This is a genomic window from Streptosporangium minutum, from assembly GCF_002149035.1.
GTDB classification, from domain to species: domain Bacteria; phylum Actinomycetota; class Actinomycetes; order Streptosporangiales; family Streptosporangiaceae; genus Streptosporangium; species Streptosporangium minutum.
This window is the reverse complement of the sequence record NZ_NGFP01000080.1, coordinates 1-15247: the sequence shown is the minus strand read 5'-3', so window position 1 is coordinate 15247 and position 15247 is coordinate 1. Positions and strand designations below refer to the sequence as shown.

The 15247-nt window shown below is 72.7% G+C and carries 12 protein-coding genes; 5 read left to right on the top strand and 7 right to left on the bottom strand.

All coding sequences use genetic code 11. The features are described from left to right. Positions 1 to 31: 31 nt before the first annotated feature. From CA984_RS48705 to CA984_RS18610, 4 genes are all read right to left on the bottom strand, one after another. Positions 32 to 157, bottom strand: a complete 126-nt coding sequence (locus CA984_RS48705) for a hypothetical protein (RefSeq protein ID WP_278249033.1) — start codon at positions 155 to 157, stop codon at positions 32 to 34. A 73-nt stretch (positions 158 to 230) separates the two neighbouring features. Then, complete coding sequence (locus CA984_RS18620) at positions 231 to 3098, bottom strand: helix-turn-helix transcriptional regulator (RefSeq protein WP_242676040.1); 2868 nt, start codon at positions 3096 to 3098, stop codon at positions 231 to 233. Positions 3099 to 3277: 179 nt separating this feature from the next. After that, positions 3278 to 3940, bottom strand: coding sequence for a response regulator (locus CA984_RS18615; RefSeq protein ID WP_086574059.1), 663 nt, complete (start codon positions 3938 to 3940; stop codon positions 3278 to 3280). Beyond that, positions 3937 to 5064, bottom strand: a complete 1128-nt coding sequence (locus CA984_RS18610; protein WP_086574057.1) for a sensor histidine kinase — start codon at positions 5062 to 5064, stop codon at positions 3937 to 3939. The genes CA984_RS18615 and CA984_RS18610 overlap by 4 nt, the downstream gene beginning before the upstream one ends. Before the next feature lie 177 nt (positions 5065 to 5241). Between CA984_RS18610 and CA984_RS18605 the strand changes: the two genes are divergently transcribed. Beyond that, positions 5242 to 5640, top strand: a complete 399-nt coding sequence (locus tag CA984_RS18605; protein WP_242676039.1) for a hypothetical protein — start codon at positions 5242 to 5244, stop codon at positions 5638 to 5640. Then, a complete protein-coding gene (locus tag CA984_RS18600) occupies positions 5637 to 7163 on the top strand; it encodes a multicopper oxidase family protein (RefSeq protein ID WP_086574054.1) in 1527 nt (508 codons plus the stop codon). Before CA984_RS18605 ends, CA984_RS18600 begins: the two co-directional genes overlap by 4 nt. Positions 7164 to 7195: 32 nt before the next feature. On the opposite strand, the gene CA984_RS18595 is transcribed toward CA984_RS18600, so the two are convergent. Both CA984_RS18595 and CA984_RS18590 read right to left on the bottom strand, forming a co-directional pair. Next, positions 7196 to 9457, bottom strand: a complete 2262-nt coding sequence (locus tag CA984_RS18595; protein WP_086574052.1) for a polysaccharide lyase 8 family protein — start codon at positions 9455 to 9457, stop codon at positions 7196 to 7198. Between the two features lie 106 nt (positions 9458 to 9563). Continuing rightward, positions 9564 to 10100: an NUDIX hydrolase family protein gene (locus CA984_RS18590; protein WP_207620927.1), complete on the bottom strand. Its 537-nt coding sequence runs from the start codon at positions 10098 to 10100 to the stop codon at positions 9564 to 9566. 850 nt (positions 10101 to 10950) lie between these two features. On the opposite strand from CA984_RS18590, the gene CA984_RS18585 reads away from it, so the two are divergent. Both CA984_RS18585 and CA984_RS18580 read left to right on the top strand, forming a co-directional pair. Beyond that, on the top strand, positions 10951 to 11949 hold the full coding sequence (locus CA984_RS18585) for a hypothetical protein (protein ID WP_207620926.1): 999 nt from the start codon (positions 10951 to 10953) through the stop codon (positions 11947 to 11949). 135 nt (positions 11950 to 12084) lie between these two features. Further along, positions 12085 to 13044 carry a MerR family transcriptional regulator gene (locus CA984_RS18580; RefSeq protein WP_086574048.1) on the top strand — a complete coding sequence of 320 codons (960 nt, stop codon included), beginning with the start codon at positions 12085 to 12087 and terminating at the stop codon, positions 13042 to 13044. A 131-nt stretch (positions 13045 to 13175) separates the two neighbouring features. On the opposite strand, the gene CA984_RS18575 is transcribed toward CA984_RS18580, so the two are convergent. Further along, positions 13176 to 14858, bottom strand: a complete 1683-nt coding sequence (locus tag CA984_RS18575; RefSeq protein ID WP_086574046.1) for an FAD-dependent monooxygenase — start codon at positions 14856 to 14858, stop codon at positions 13176 to 13178. Positions 14859 to 14927: 69 nt separating this feature from the next. Between CA984_RS18575 and CA984_RS18570 the strand changes: the two genes are divergently transcribed. Beyond that, positions 14928 to 15247 (top strand): TetR family transcriptional regulator (locus tag CA984_RS18570; RefSeq protein ID WP_242676038.1); only part of this gene is annotated, 320 nt, incomplete at its 3' end.

The following is a 15247-nucleotide window of genomic DNA, read 5'->3' as shown; positions in this document are numbered from 1 at the left end:
TCGAGATGGGGGGTGCGCGGGGAGAGCCGGATCACAGCGGCTCGAATCCCTCGGGGAGCCGGGGCGCTACGGCGACCGGTGGGGTCGCCTCCTCGGATTGCGCCTCGTGGCCGGGGCCCTCGTCCGATGCGGGCTCGGGCGCATCCTGGTCAGACATGAGGCAAGCATCGTCGCCACCCCCTCGTGGGGGTATGGGGTGACAGATGGGGTAAACGCCCCAACTTTCCCGATCAAGGTCCTGCGGGGTGGTCCAGGTGGCGGGCGAGCTCCGTGCGCGAACGCGCGCCGAACTTGCGCATCGCCGCGCCGAGATGCTTGTCGACGGTCTTCGGCGACAGGAACATCTCCCTGGCGATCTCCTGGTTGGTGAGTCCCGCCGCGGCCAGCCGCGCCACCTGCTGTTGCCGGGCCGACAGGGAGTCGTTCGCCCCGTCGCGCGACGGGGCGGGAGGAGCTGGGCGCAGGCCCCATCGCCGGGCCAGCCGGGTGGCCCGATCCAGGTCCCATCGCGCGCCCATCCCGCCGTACACGGTGATGGCCGCCTTGAGGGCGGGTTCCGCGGCGGGGTCGCCGAGAGCGAAGAGGCAGGCCGCGGCCTGCTCGTCCGCCTGGGCCGCCTCGTAGGGGGCCGGTAGCCGCCGGAAGTCGGCGGCGGCGGCCGTGAAGTGCTCCGCGGCCTCGCGCCACCGCTGCTCCGCGGCGGCCATGAACCCGCGAGCCTGCCGCAGCCCCGCCGGAGCCAGCGGCGCGTCCAGCCCCAGCATCCGGGACTCGTACCGAACCACCACCTCGGCCGCCTCCGCCGGCCTGCCCGCCGCCAGCAGCGCCTCGACCAGCGCCGGAACCGCCCGGACCCCCACCGGCCAGAAGCCGTTGGCCTCCCACGTGGCGACGGCCTCCGAGGTCTCCGCGATCGCCGCGGCGGCCTCACCGCGGGCGGTGGCCACCCGCAGCAGCATGCTCACCGGAAACGGGAGCAGATCGACGTCTCCCATGGCCCCCACCCGCCGGACGACTTCACGCAGGAGATCCTGAGCGGCGTCCAGACGGCCCGGGGAGGGCGACAGGCAGGCCGCCACGGTGTCCAGGAGGTTCACTTCGACCGGGCGGTCGCTGCGCCCGTGGCGCAGCGCCTCGACCTCCTCGCCCAGCCCGTCCCAGGCACCCCGGCAGTAAGCCACGATCGTCATCGAGGCGCGGCAGCGGAACTCCGCTCCGCCGGTGACGTCAGCGCTCGCCGCACTCTCCATCGCCTTGGACAGCAGGCGGAGCGCCACCTCGTGATGTCCGCTGAAACAGGCCTCGTCGCCGATGGAGCGATAGGCGTTGACCTCCCTGCGGCGACCGGCGTAGCCGCCCGTCTCCCGCACGACGCGGTCGGTCAGCTCGGCCCAGCGCGGGTCGCCGACCACGGTGAACACCATCGCGACCTTGCTCAGCACGAGGAGACGGGTCGCGGGGTCACCGACCTCGGGCAGCGTCTCCAGGGCGCGCTCCAACCACCCCAGACGCTCATGGGACGGCACGTCCATGGTGGCCGGCAACGCCAGGGCCACCATGGTCCAGGCCGCCAGCTCCGGCCGCTCGGCCAGCTCCTCCAGGGCGTCGGTGAACATCCGGTACCTGCGCGCCGGGTCCGTCCGGGTCACTTCGAGCTGCATCCCCAGCAGGAACCGCAGCTCGCCGCGGACGGCCCCGGGAGGAGCCTTGTCGAGCGCCTCGGCGAGCAGGTCGCCGACGTCCGGCAGGTGCAGCAGCTCCGAGGCGGCCCACCCCAGCCTGATCGTCAGGGCCGCCCGGCGCTCGGGCGCCAGATCCGCGTGGCGCAGCACATCCTCAAGGAGCCGTGCCACCTCGGCGTCGTCACCCAGCGCGAAGGCCTGGTCGGCGGCGCTCTCGGCGGCATCCACCCAGTCCCCGAGGCGACCGGCCTGCCGGAGGTGGTACGCCACCCGCCCCAGCGGCACCGGGCGCAGGTCCCGCACCGCGGTCGCGGCGGCGGCGTGCAACGCCTGCCTGCGTCCCAGCGAGATCCCCTCGTGGACCGCCTGGGCCGCCAGCACGTGCCGGAACCGCACCATCCCGTCCCGCTCGACGAACAGGCCGGAGTCCAGCACCTCGTCCACCCCGTCGGCCGCCTCAGCCGGGGACAGGCCGGTGACGCCGGTCAGCACCGCGACGGGCGAGGCCAGCTGAAGCGCCGCGGCCGCCTCCGCCACCCTCCGCGCCGCGGGTGACAGCCGTCCCACCCGCTCCTGCACCGAGGCCCGCACCCCCACCGGCACGTCCAGCGCGTCGAGGGCACGCCGGGCCCAGCCGCCCTCCCAGCGGATCAGCGCTCCCCGCGTCCGCAGCAGCGCCAGCAGCTCCTGGATCGCCAGCGGCAGTCCCGACGCCCGTACGCACAGGTGCGCCGCGAACTCCGCGGAGACCTCCGCACTGCCCAGGATCGCCGCCGCGAGCGCGCGCGTCTGCCTCTCGTCCATCGGCGCCAGCCCGACATGCTCGTGGGTGATCGCATCGGCCGGGCGCGCGGTCAGCGCGCGCACCCCGGCCGGCGCCTCCTCGCCCCGGTAGGTCAGCACGACCGACAACGTGGCGGGCGGGTTCGCCAGGAGGTACGCCAGGAACTCGACGGTCTGCTCGTCGGCCCAGTGCAGGTCCTCGACCACGAGTACGGCGGGACCGAGCGCGGCCAGCACCACGCCCAGTCCGCGGAACAGTCGGTGCCGCTCGGCCGCCCGGTCGTCCAGCGGTTCGGGGGCTTCGGGAAGAACGTCCGCCAGTTCGGGAAACAGGGATCCCAGCGCGCCGGCCACCGGCGACAGCGCCGCCCCGGCCAGGTCTCCGCCGCGGGACCGCAGCGCCTCGACGAGCGGCCCGAGCGGGAACGGTTCCCTGATCTGGCTGCACCCGCCGCTCAGCAACCGCAGCCCCGCCACCTCCGGCCGCGCGGCCAGCTCCGCGACCAGCCGGGACTTGCCGATGCCCGCCTCACCCTCGACCACGACCACCGAAGGCCGCGCGGCCACCGCCGCCGCCAGCCGTTCCAGCTCCGCATCACGTCCGACCAGGACCGGAGAGACCGTCCGGCCCACGCCCCTATGTCCGTCCGCGCTCATCCGCTCCGCATCCAGCCACCGGCCCCGCCATTAAGTTCCCGCCGTAATCACGCGATATTTAAGTCCCTAATGCCACAAAAGTCACTATCGTCGGGACCTCGTGCCGGGCCGGCCATTGCCGCGGCGCTCCCGGCGCGAGAAGCACCCGCCGGGGGCTAGCGGCTGCCCGGAGTGACCAGCCCCGACTCGTAGGCGAAGACGACGAGCTGGGCCCGATCACGGGCCCCCAGCTTGGTCATCGTACGGCTGACGTGGGTCTTGACGGTCGCGTGGCTGATGACCAGATGCCCGGCGATCTCCTCGTTGGACATCCCGGCCGCCACCAGCCGCAGCACCTCGCCTTCCCGTCCGGTCAGCCGTTCCAGGCCGGGGCCGGCCACCGGCCTGGGCGGGGTGGAGACGTACTCCTCGATCAGCCGCCGGGTGACCGAGGGCGACAGCAGCGCGTCGCCGCGGGCCGCCACGCGGACCGACTGCAGCAGTTCGACGGGCTCGATGTCCTTGAGCAGGAAGCCGGCGGCCCCCGCGCGGAGGGCGGCGAAGACGTATTCGTCAAGGGCGTAGTTGGTCAGGATCACCACGCGTACCGTGTTCAGCTCGGGGTCCGAGCCGATCTTCCGGGTGGCCTGGATCCCGTCGAGCAGGGGCATCCTGACATCCAGCAGCGCCACTTCCGGCCGCAGCTCCCTGCAGAGCTCGACGGCCTCGCCGCCGTTCCCGGCCTCACCGACCACCTCGATGTCGTCCTCGCAGTCGAGCAGGGCCCGGAAGCCCGCGCGGATCAGCGGCTGGTCGTCGGCCAGCAGCACCCGGATCACGGGCTCACCAGCGGCAGCTCGGCCAGGACCTCGAACCCGCCCTCCGGGCGCGGTCCCGCCGTCAGGGACCCGCCCACAGCCAGCGCGCGCTCCCGCATGCCGATGATCCCCATCCCCTGCTCCGCGGCCGTCGCGTCCGACCGCCCGTCGTCCGCCACCCGCAACACGACCGTCCCGGGACGGTATTCGGTCGTCAGCGTGATCGACGCGGGGCCGGCGTGGCGCAGCACGTTGGTGAACGCCTCCTGCGCGATGCGATAGGCCGCCCGGTCGACGTCCGGCGGAAGCGTGCCGGCGTCGCCCACCACGGTGACCCGCACCGGCAGGCCCACCGCCTCCGCTCTGGCCACCAGCCCGGGCAGCCGGGAGAGTCCCGTCGCGGGATCACCGGTGTCCGCCTGCCGGAGCACGCCCAGCGTGGCGCGGAGTTCGTTCATGGCCTCGTGGCCGGATTCCTTGATCGCGGCCAGTGCCTCGCGTGCCTGTTCCGGCCTGCGGTCCAGCAGGTGCGTCGCCACCGCCGCCTGGACGTTGATGACCGAGATGGCGTGGGTGAGCGTGTCGTGCAGTTCCTGGGCGATCCACAGCCGCTCCTCGCCCGCCCGGCGCAGCGCCGCCTCGTCCCGGGTGCGCTCGGCCTCGACCGCCCGCTGCTCCACCTCGTGCAGGTAGGCGCGGCGGTTCCTGACCATCTCGCCGATCACCACCATCGCCACCAGCCAGCCGCTGAGCAGGCTGAGGCCGCCGGGCTCCGGATCGGTGTCGGCGAGCGCGACGAGGACGCCGATCCCCCCGGCCAGCGCCACGGCCAGCACGATCGCCAGGCGCCGGCGCCCCAGGGTCGTCGCCGTGTAGATCGCGATCAGGGCGGGCGCGGCGGCGAAGATGCCCGGATATCCCGCACCGTAGTAGGCGATGCCGCACCCCACCGCGACCACCCCGGTCCACACCGGTGCGGTACGCCGGAAGACGAGGGACACCGCCGATATCACGAGCAACGACAGGCCGAGCGGGTCCAAGGAGCGCTCGGGCATGCCCGAGGAGGACAGCCTGCCGTACGTGCCCGCGACACCCAGAGTCAGCACGGCCGCCGTGACCAGCGCATCGATCTTCCGGTTGTTCATCTCTGAAACGGTAGGCCACCGGGCCGGCCGGGCCGACACGCGGGTGGATGAGGTCGTGCCTACACCCACGGTCGTACATCCCGTGTCCCGCAGGCCCGCCGTACACCCTGGGATGTACGGCGCGGGGCCGCCCGGGGGAGGACGACCTCCCGGATCGAGCGCGCCAGCATGGTGCCCATGAGCCTCCCCTCCACCGTCCACCGGACGCGTGCCCCCGGCTGGATCGTCTGGTCGTTACGTTCCGGCGCCACCCTCCACCTTCTCGGTGTGCTCGGGCAGGCGGTCCTGGCCGGCCTGTTCGTCACCGGCGACGTGGACATGCTCACCTGGCACCGTGGCAACGGCGGGTTCACCCACGCCATGCTGTACGTGCAGCTCGTGTCCGCGATCCTGCTGTGGCGTCCCGGAAGGGGCCCCCTGTGGCCGGCCCTGGCGAGCACGGCGCTCGTGGCCGCCGAGCTGCTGCAGATCGTGCTGGGACAGGAGCGTGTCATCGCCGCGCACTTCCCGCTCGGCGTGGCCGTCTTCGGCGCCTCCGCGGTGATGACCGCCTGGACCTGGCGGGGGACGGCGTGATCTCCCGGCGGGGCTTCCTCGGCATGCTCGGCGGCACCGGGCTCGCCGTCGCCGGATGCGGGACGCGGGCCACCGAGACCGCCGGCCAGACCCTGGCCAGCGCGCTGGCGCCGCCCGCGCCGTTCACCGTGCCGCTCCCCGTCCCCGAGACCGCCGTTCCCGTACGGCCAGGCCACTACGAGGTGGTCCAGCGCGCGGCCCGGGTGGAGATCATCCCGGGCACGACGACGGAGATCTGGGGATACGGCGGCACCTTCCCCGGCCCCACCTTCGACCTGCGCCGCGCCGGCCGTACCGTCATCCGGGTCCGCAACGAGCTGCCCGTGCCAACCTCCACGCACCTGCACGGCGGGGTCACCCCGCCCGGCTCCGACGGCTACCCCACGGACCTGGTGGTGGCCGAGGGCAGGGGGTTCCGGCCGCCGCCCGGCGCGCACGCCGGCCACGACCTGTCGCAGTGGACCTTCCACTCCGGGGCCAGGGACTACGTCTACCCGCTGGACCAGCGGGCCGCCACGCTCTGGTACCACGACCACCGGATGGACTTCACCGCCCCGCAGGTCTGGCGTGGCCTGGCCGGCTTCCTGCTGGTCCGCGACGACGAGGACGACGCGCTGCCGCTGCCGAAGGGCGCGCGGGACCTCCCGCTGATGATCTGCGACCGGTCCTTCGAGGAGGACGGCGCGTTCCGCTACCCGGAGGTGGACCCGAGCCTGCTGGTCAAGGCGGGGGTGGAGGAGGACTTCATGGAAGGCGTCGAGGGCGACGTGATCCTGGTCAACGGCGCCCCCTGGCCGGTGGCCGAGGTGGACGCCGCCCGCTACCGGCTGCGGCTGCTCAACGCCTCCAACGCCCGCCGCTACCGCCTCGCGCTGACGCCCGGCGGCAGGTTCGTCCAGGTCGGCAGCGACCTCGGGCTGCTGGCCGCCCCGGTGACCCACGAGGCGATCACCATCGCGCCGGCCGAGCGGTTCGACGTGGTCGTGGACTTCTCCGGCTACCCCGTCGGCGCCGAGGTGACGCTGGTCAACACCCTGGGCGCCGGATCGACGCGCGACGTGATGCGGTTCCGCGTCGCCCGTAAGGCGAAGGACGACAGCGCGGTGCCCAGGCGGTTGTCCCGGATCGACCCTCCCGACCGGTCCGGAGCCGTGGCCACGCGGGTCTTCGACTTCCGCATGAGCGGACAGGGCGGCGGAGCGGCCTGGACGATCAACGGGCGGCCGTTCCGGCCCGGCAGCCCGCTGGCCAGGCCACGGCTGAACACCACCGAGGTGTGGCGGTTCACCAGCGACTTCCATCACCCCGTGCACGTCCACCTGGCGCACTTCCAGGTGCTGTCACGCGGCGGCAGGCCGCCCGCCGCGACGGACGCGGGCTGGAAGGACACCGTCGACGTTCGGCCGTACGAGGTCGTCGACGTCCTGGTCCGCTTCGAGGGATACCGGGGCCGCTACATGCTGCACTGCCACAACCTCGAACACGAGGACATGGCGATGATGGCCGACTTCGAAGTGATCTGACCGGCCACGGCGGCCCGCCCGCGAGACGGGACTCAGCCGAGCCGCACGGTGACCGTCTTGGAACTGCCGCCCCGGTCCGACAGCCGCCCGAAGGCGAGCGTGAGCTTCGCGCCGGTCGCGGCGCCCGCCAGGAGGGGGTGCCCGCGGAGCACCTCGGTCACCGGCCGGTCCCAGGTCACGGTCAGCCCGCTCAGGTCGCGCCGGGGGTCCGACACGGTCAGCGTGGCCGTGCCGTCGCCGCTCTCCCTGACGAGGACCGCGCACGGGGCGGAGGCGGCCAGGCCGCCGGCGGCTCCGTCGTTCCAGAAGTTCACGGCGGTGATCCCGAGCGACGGGACCCGGACACCCTGCTGGCGGGCGGTGTTGGCGACCACGCGCGCCCAGCCGGGGTCGGCGGCGCGGGCCCGGGTCCGCGCCAGGCTCGCACCCGGCAGGAGCAGGTAGACGTAACCGGCCGAGCCGGGGTCGACGCCGTGGTCGAGCCAGAGCGTCACATAGCTCCGGGTGACCGGCTCCGGGCCGCCGGCGCGTTCCTCGCGCAGCGTGTGCAGGCGGGCGCAGGGCACCACGTAGCCGCCGTGTCCCTCCAGGTGTGCCCAGCCCGCCCTGTCGTCCACGGTGAGGAACGCGTCGGTCCTGCGGTTGTCCACGACGGTCTCGACCGGGACGCCGTCCTGGCTGGTGATCGCGGCGCCCAGGCAGACCACCGCGTCGTCGAGGAAGAACCACGACTTGAAAGCCTCCATCGTGCTCTCGAAGCCGTTCAGGTGCTGGCCGACCGTCGCGTACGTGCCGTCGGTGGCGCCGCCCACCCAGCGGCCCGGCGGGCAGGTGTCGCCCCACCCCTCGCCGGCGCCGTCGGCCAGCCGCCGGGTGGAGACGGTCGTGCCCGGCAGGCGGTAGGGGTCGACGGTGGCCCAGAAGGAGTCGGAGTACTGGTCGCCGTGGCCCTCGCCCCACCAGTAGAGCATTCCCGAGCCGGTGTGCCAGCCTCGGAGGTTCTCGCCGTTGCCGTGCTCGTAGTGGCCGATCCGGTGGGAGGCCATGCTGAGCCCCGCGCACCAGCCCGGCCTGCGATGGACGGCGCGGGCGCTCATCGCCAGCAGCCGGTGCCCGGCGGGCTCGTCCGCCGCGGGGATCGCGTCGTCGTCCAGGACCGCGGCGAGGCGGGCGTGGAACCCCAGGTCGCTCCTCTCGGCCGCCCCGAGCATGGGGGCGCAGGTGTCCCGCAGCGCCCACCCCTTCACCATGCCCTGCCAGCGGGCCCGCTCGGCGGCGGAGGCCGCGTCCCCCAGCAGCAGGATCGAGGAGGCGATCCCGCGTCCCCGCCTGTGGTCACCGTAGGGCTCCCTGCCGATCCCGCGGCCGCTGACGAGGTCCATGCAGAAGCCGTCGTGGACGACCGGCGCGAACGACCTCTCGACGGTGTCGAAGACGATCTGCCGGTCCGGGTCCGTGACCTCCCACCGCGAGCCGCGCAGCACCGCGAACAGCGTCGCGAGACCGGACAGCATCACCGCCCCGTACCCGCCCTGGTAGGGGACGGACGTGTGCTGGACGAACGAGCCGTCCCGGTAGATCCCGTCTCCCTCGGAGACGTAGGGGAAGACCGGGGAGAGGGCCGAGGCGGCCAGCGCGGCCTTCGCCGGGTCGGACCTGAGGATGGCGCGCAGCAGCGTCACCGTGCACAGGTCCACCCGGTTGGCCCCGGTGCTGGTGCCGCTGTAGTCGTTCAGGCGGCACTCGGGGAGGAAGTGGTCCACCGCGTCGCCCAGCGCCCTGCTCTGCCGGTCCGCCAGGTGCGGACCGATCAGCACGGCCGCGTCGAGGAGCCTTCTGGGGGTGCCGATCTGCCAGTTCCACCAGTTGCCGGCCGGGTCCGCGCCCGCGGCGTACACCCGCCGCCGGTAGTGGTCGACGCCGGCGGCGACGGTCGCGGCCAGGTCCGCGTCACCGGTCAGACCGGTCCCCGGCAGGGCGTACGCGCGGGCCATGGTCCGCAGCCGCGCCGGGGTGGCGGTGAAGGAGGGGAACGCCAGATCGGGCCAGAGCGACGCGCCGGCGGGCGCCATGGTGTCCCGGTATCCGGCCGCCGCCGTCCCCAGCTCCGCGAGCCGGGTCCGGTACGGTTCGGCCGCCGCGTCGAATCCCGACCCCGCCGTCACGTCCCGCCACCGGCGGCGCAGCAGGGCGAAGGGATCCTCCTCCGCATGCGCGGAAGGCGGCCGGATCAGCGTTCCAACGGTGGCGACCCCGCTGAGCTGCAGAAATAATCGCCTGGAATATCCGTTCACGCGTAGATTGTCGGCTGGCAATCGCCGCGGTCCCGGATGCCGCGCCGTACCGCCGGGCGTCGCCGTCCCGGAGGCGGACCGGGAGGGCGGCACTTTCCTCCGGGGCTCAGGGGAGGCAGCCGACGTGCGCCAGGGCCTGCTTCAGCAGGACGCCGTGGCCGCCGGACATCTCCTGCTGCACCATCGGTGACGCGGCCTCCTGCGGGGTGAACCAGACCAGGTCGAGGGCGTCCTGCCGGGGCCGGCAGTCACCCGCGACCGGGACGACGTAGGCGAGGGACACCGCGTGCTGCCGGGGATCGTGGTACGGGGTGACGCCCTGCGTCGGGAAGTACTCGGCGATGGTGAACGGCTGCGGGGAGGCCGGCACGTGGGGCAGCGCGACCGGGCCGAGGTCCTTCTCCAGATGGCGCATGAGCGCGTCGCGGACACGCTCGTGGTGGAGCACGCGACCGGAGACGAGGGCGCGGCTGACCGTCCCGGCCGATCCGATGCGCAGCAGCAGGCCGACGTGCGTGACCGCTCCCGTGTCGTCGACTCGCACCGGCACGGCGTCGACGTACAGGATCGGCATGCGTGCGCGCGTCGACTCCAGCTCTTCGGGGGAAAGCCAGCCGGGCTTGGCTTCGGTCATTTCGGTCATTGGCTGATCGTACTTCGCGGCCGGCTCCGGAGATGCGATGACTCTCCGGAGCCGCGGCGACCGGGTGACCGGCGCTATCGGGTCCGGGACGCCCACCCGCGGAACAGGACGGGGTCGGGACGCCCACCCGCGGAACAGGACGGGGTCGGGACGCCCACCTGCGGAACAGGACGGGGTCGGGACGCCCGCCCGCGGAACAGGACGGGTCCACCGGATGCTCCGCGAGACCGCCGGCGGACGGGGGATGTCCCGGCCGGCACCCGGTGGCGACGACCCGCCGGCCCGGAACCGGTCCGGCGCCGTGTCCCGGCCAGGCCCGCCGGCGACCGATCCAGGGCTCGGCGGCGGGCGGGACGGGTGAGGCGCGCTTGTCCGGGGCGTGACGTTTGAGAGCCGCCGCCCTTTCATTGAGTTTTGTAATAGCCGATTATGTCCGGCCGCTTTGCGACTGCCGGCGGTTCCGGAACCACGGGTCCATACGTCGGTGCGCTGTTTCGAGGTCACGGGCCCATACGCGGGTGCGGCGGCGGCGTCTCCAGCTCCGCCGAGAATGGCAGGCCGGAATGCGCGGGCCCGCCGCATGCTCCAGAGGATCGGACTTTCCGCAGGTAGTCGCCGTTCGGGCGGCGAAGGAGATATCGGGGTGGGGCATGGTCCTCCAGAATGGCGGAGTCATCCGATTATTTTGACGGTAGCGAAATTCGGAGGAAACATCCCCTGGACCACCGCCTTATGTTGTGGGTATTTGACGATCATGTCAAGGCTGTCCCTGTACGAGATGTGGAGCTACAGTTCTGATCGTTTAAACCACGTTTCGCGAGGTTGTTGTCGTGCCTTTGAGGAGATGGCCATGACGCAAGACCACACCGTGCAGGTCCCATCCGAAACGCCCGGCCGCGCAGGGGTGCGGGCCGCGCCGGTGGCCACGTCCGTCTTCGTCAACGGGTGGTTCCCCCGCAGACGCGGACTGATCATCTTGGTCAGCGGTCTGGTGGGCTTCCTGCTGACCATCGTCTGGTCGGCCGAGTTCGTCGATCAGACGATCGGCGACAACGTCGCCAACACGCTGCTCGGGCACGACGCGAAGGAGACGCCGATCGCCGGTATCGCCGCCGGTATCGCGTTCGCGTTCGTCAGCGGGCTCGCCGGCTCGTTCACGGCCTGCAACATCGCCGCGTTCGGCGCGGTGGCCCCCCTGCTGGGCAACGTCGGCAGCCGGTGGGGCCGCCTGGCCCACGCGTTGAAGCCGCTGGGCTGGCTGTCGATCGGCATGATCACCGTGTCGGCCGTCTACGGCGCGATCGTCGGGTTCGTGGGTACGAGCATGCCGCAGTTCTCCACCGCGCAGAACACGCCCGGAACGCTCTCGCCGCGCGGCATCCAGTCGATGGTGGTCTACGGCCTGATCGGGCTGGCGATGCTCTACATGGGGCTGGCCGCGCTCGGCGTGGTGCGTGACCCGTTCGCCCGCATCTCCCGGCGCTTCCCCAACGCGCCGATGGTGTTCATGGGCGCGCTGATCGGCGGGTTCCTGATCGGACGGCCGTTCGCGCTGTTCAGGCAGATGTTCCGGGACGCGGCCGAGAGCGGCAACCCCCTGTACGGCGCGGCGGCCTTCGTCCTGCAGTCGCTCGGCAACATCGTCATCATGACGGTGCTGTTCCTGATCCTGTCGTCCGTCGCGGGCAGCCGGTTGCAGCGGTGGCTGACGGCCAAGCCGAGCCGGATCGCGGTCCTGACGGCATCGTCCCTGATCGTCGCCGGGGTGTTCACCTTCCTGTACTGGGACGTGCGGATGCTCGCCCGGCGAGAGATCATCCCGTGGTACCCGACGGCGCCGTGGTCGTGACCCGCGTCCGCGCCACGGTCTCGGCCGGACACGGAAGCGCTCAGCCGGGCCGGCGGTCGCGGGTGAGGAGTGATTTGCCGCAGGCAGGCGGATGGGCTTGAGTCTCCAGTAAGGGGAGACGCGAGGGTGAGGGGCATGGACGGCGACACGCTCCACTCGATCGGTGATCTGGCCCGGCGGACCGGACTGACGGTCAAGGCCATCCGGTTCTACTCCGATCGCGGGATCGTGCCGCCGACCGACCGTAGCCCGGCCGGCTACCGCCTCTACGGCATCGACGCCGTCGCGCGCCTGGACCTCGTGCGGACGCTGCGAGAGCTGGGAGTGGACCTCCCCACGATCCGCAGGGTCGTGGACCGGGAGGTCTCACTTCCCGAAGTCGCCGCGGCGCACGCCGAGGCGCTGGCGGTGCAGATCCGCACGCTGCGCCTGCGGCGCGCGGTGCTCACGGCGGTCGCCAGGCGCGGGTCCACCCCTGAGGAGATGGATCTCATGCACAAGCTCGCAAAGCTCTCCGAGGACGAACGCCGGCGGCTGATCGGCGATTTCCTCGACACCGCCTTCGGCGACCCGGGCGCCGACGCCGGATTCGAGGGGATCAGGCGCTCGATGACCCCCGAACTGCCCGACAACCCCGAGGCCGAGCAGGTGGAGGCGTGGGTGGAGCTGGCCGAGCTCTCCCAGGACCCGGATTTCCGCGCCGTCATGCGGCGTACGGCTGAGCAGCACGCGGCCGAGCGCGCCCAGGGCGACCCCACGACCCTGCGCCGCGACTCCGCCGCGATGGTCCGCGACCATGTCGGCCCGGCCCTGGCGGCCGGCGTCGACCCGGCCTCGCCGCAGGCCGGTCCGATCGTCGCGGCGGTCACGGCCCAGTACGCGCACGTCTTCGGCTGCCCCGACGACGCCGGCCTCCGGCACCGGCTGCTGGCCCGGCTGGAGACCGCGAACGACCCCCGCAGGGATCAGTACCTCCAGCTGCTCGCAGTGGTCAACGGCTGGCCGGCCCCGGAGAGCCTGGCGCCGGTGTTCGACTGGTTCGTCCAGGCCCTGCGTGCCCAGGCGCCCGCTCGCGAGGCCGTCCGGCTCAGCTGATCCGATCCGCTCTCAGCGGTGACGTGTCGAAGAGCGCCGGGGCCGGGCCGAGGGGGAAGGCTTGCGCGCTGTCGGATCTCGACGGGTGTGAGACCGGCTCAGAGCCGGCCCGACGGCCCGGGGCCGGTCCCTCATCGCGAGGCGGACGCATGAGAGGGCGCGGTGGGGAGGGGGCGCAGGTGAGCCTGGGCGAGGTAGTCGCGCAGGGTGTGATCGGCGGGGTGGTGCGCGATGAGCCCGATGTAGCCGTCGGGTCGCACGACGATCAGGGTGCTGTCGCGGGCGCCGTAGGCGCGGCGGATCCGGCCCTCGGTGTCGATCAGGACGGTGACGCCGGTGACCGGCCGCCGTCCCGGCGCGATGACCGTACAGACGCGCAGGTGGTCCGCGAGGTCGCGGACGGTGTGCGCGGCCGCGCCGGCGTGCTGGGCGCTGAAGGTCAGGACGGTGAAGTGCGGTCCGCGGAACAGGTCGAACAGCCGGGTGCGGGAGGCGTCGGCGCCAAGCCGGACGGGGCCGTCGGGGGCGACGTCGCCGGCACGGACCGGGCTGCGGCGATCGGCCAGGTCCAGGCTCAGCGGGCTGGTGCGGTAGGTGGGATGGTCGTTTCGGTCGCGGATCTGCTGCCGGGCGAAGAACGGCTTGAGAACGGCCCGCAGCAACGGCCGGATCAGGCGGGGCGGGGTGGCGGCGGCGAAGCGCCTGTCGCTCTCGGCGAGGATCGTGCGGGCGACGGGTAGCCGCTCGGTCTGGTAGGTGTCCAGCAGGGCGTCGCCGGCCGCGCCCCGCAGGACCAGGGCGAGCTTCCAGCCGAGGTTGTAGGCGTCCTGGATGCCGGTGTTCATGCCGAACCCGCCGAACGGGCTGTGCACGTGAGCGGCGTCGCCGGCCAGGAACACCCGGCCGACCCGGTAGGTGTCGATCATGCGCAGGTTGTAGCGCCAGACCGACAGCCAAGCCGGGTCGGTCAGCCGGATGTCGCCGCGGCCGGTGCGCTCGGTCACCGCCCGCTGCAGGTGTTCCAGCGAGGCCTCGGGCCAGGCGCCGTCCGCGTCGGGGGCCAGTGAGGCCACGACCTGCCAGGTCGGGGCGTGGGGGGTGGGCCGCAGCACCACGATGTGGCCGTCGGCGGCCATCCAGAAGTGCACCGCGTCGCGGTGCCGCGGTCCGTCGACGTGCACGTCGGCGATCAAGGCGCGGGCGTCGTCGGTGGAACCGGAAAAGGCCAGGCCCAGGCGGCGGCGGACGGTGCTGCGGCCGCCGTCCGCACCGACCAGGTAGGAAGCGCGCACGGTCTCGGTGACGCCGTCACGCTCCAGGGTGGCGGTCACCCCCGGGTCCTCGCCCAGATCCTCGCCCAGATCCTCGCCCTGGCCGTCGCCCGGGTCCTCGCCCTGGCCGTCGCCGGTGTGGAAGCCGGTCAGCCGGCAGCCGAACTCGACCACGCCGCCCAGTTCGGCCAGCCGCTCGCGCATGACAGCCTCGGTCCGCCACTGGGGAATGGCCAGCGAGTTGGGGTAGGGACGCTGCGGGCCGGGCGCTGCGGGCGGCACCCACAGGTCGAACAGGAGCGGCTCGCCCAGGTGGAAACGGGTCCGGGACTGCACCTGGGCGGCGGCCAGGACGCGGTGGACGGCGCCGAGATCGTCGAGGACCTCCAGGCTGCGGGGTTTGAGGGTGAACCCCCGGGAGCCGGTCTGGGGGGTGCGACTCTGCTCGACGATCCTGCAGGTGAGGCCGCGGCGGATCAGGTCGCAGGCCAGGGTCAGCCCGGTAGGCCCGGCACCCACGATCAGCACGTCGAGGGGGGTCATCTCGGTCTCCTTAACGCTGTTATATTTAACGTCGTTAAGTATGTATTGAACCTTGTTAAGCTGTCAACCATGAAAATCGACCGCAGTACGGTCGTCGCCGCCGCGCTGCACCTGCTGGACGAGGTCGGCCTGGACCAGCTGACCCTGCGCCGTCTGGCAGGCAAGCTGGATGTGCAGGCGCCCGCGCTCTACTGGCACTTCGCCAACAAGCAGGAACTGCTCAACGAGATGGCCGACGCGCTGACCAGAGAGATCCCCTTGCGCCCGCTGGCCGAGGGCGAGTCCTGGCGGGATTGGCTCGCCGAACGCATGCGCGATCAGCGGCGCATGCTCAACGCTCACCGCGACGCCGCCCGGCTGTTCGTCGGCGCCCGCCCCGGCCCCAGTGC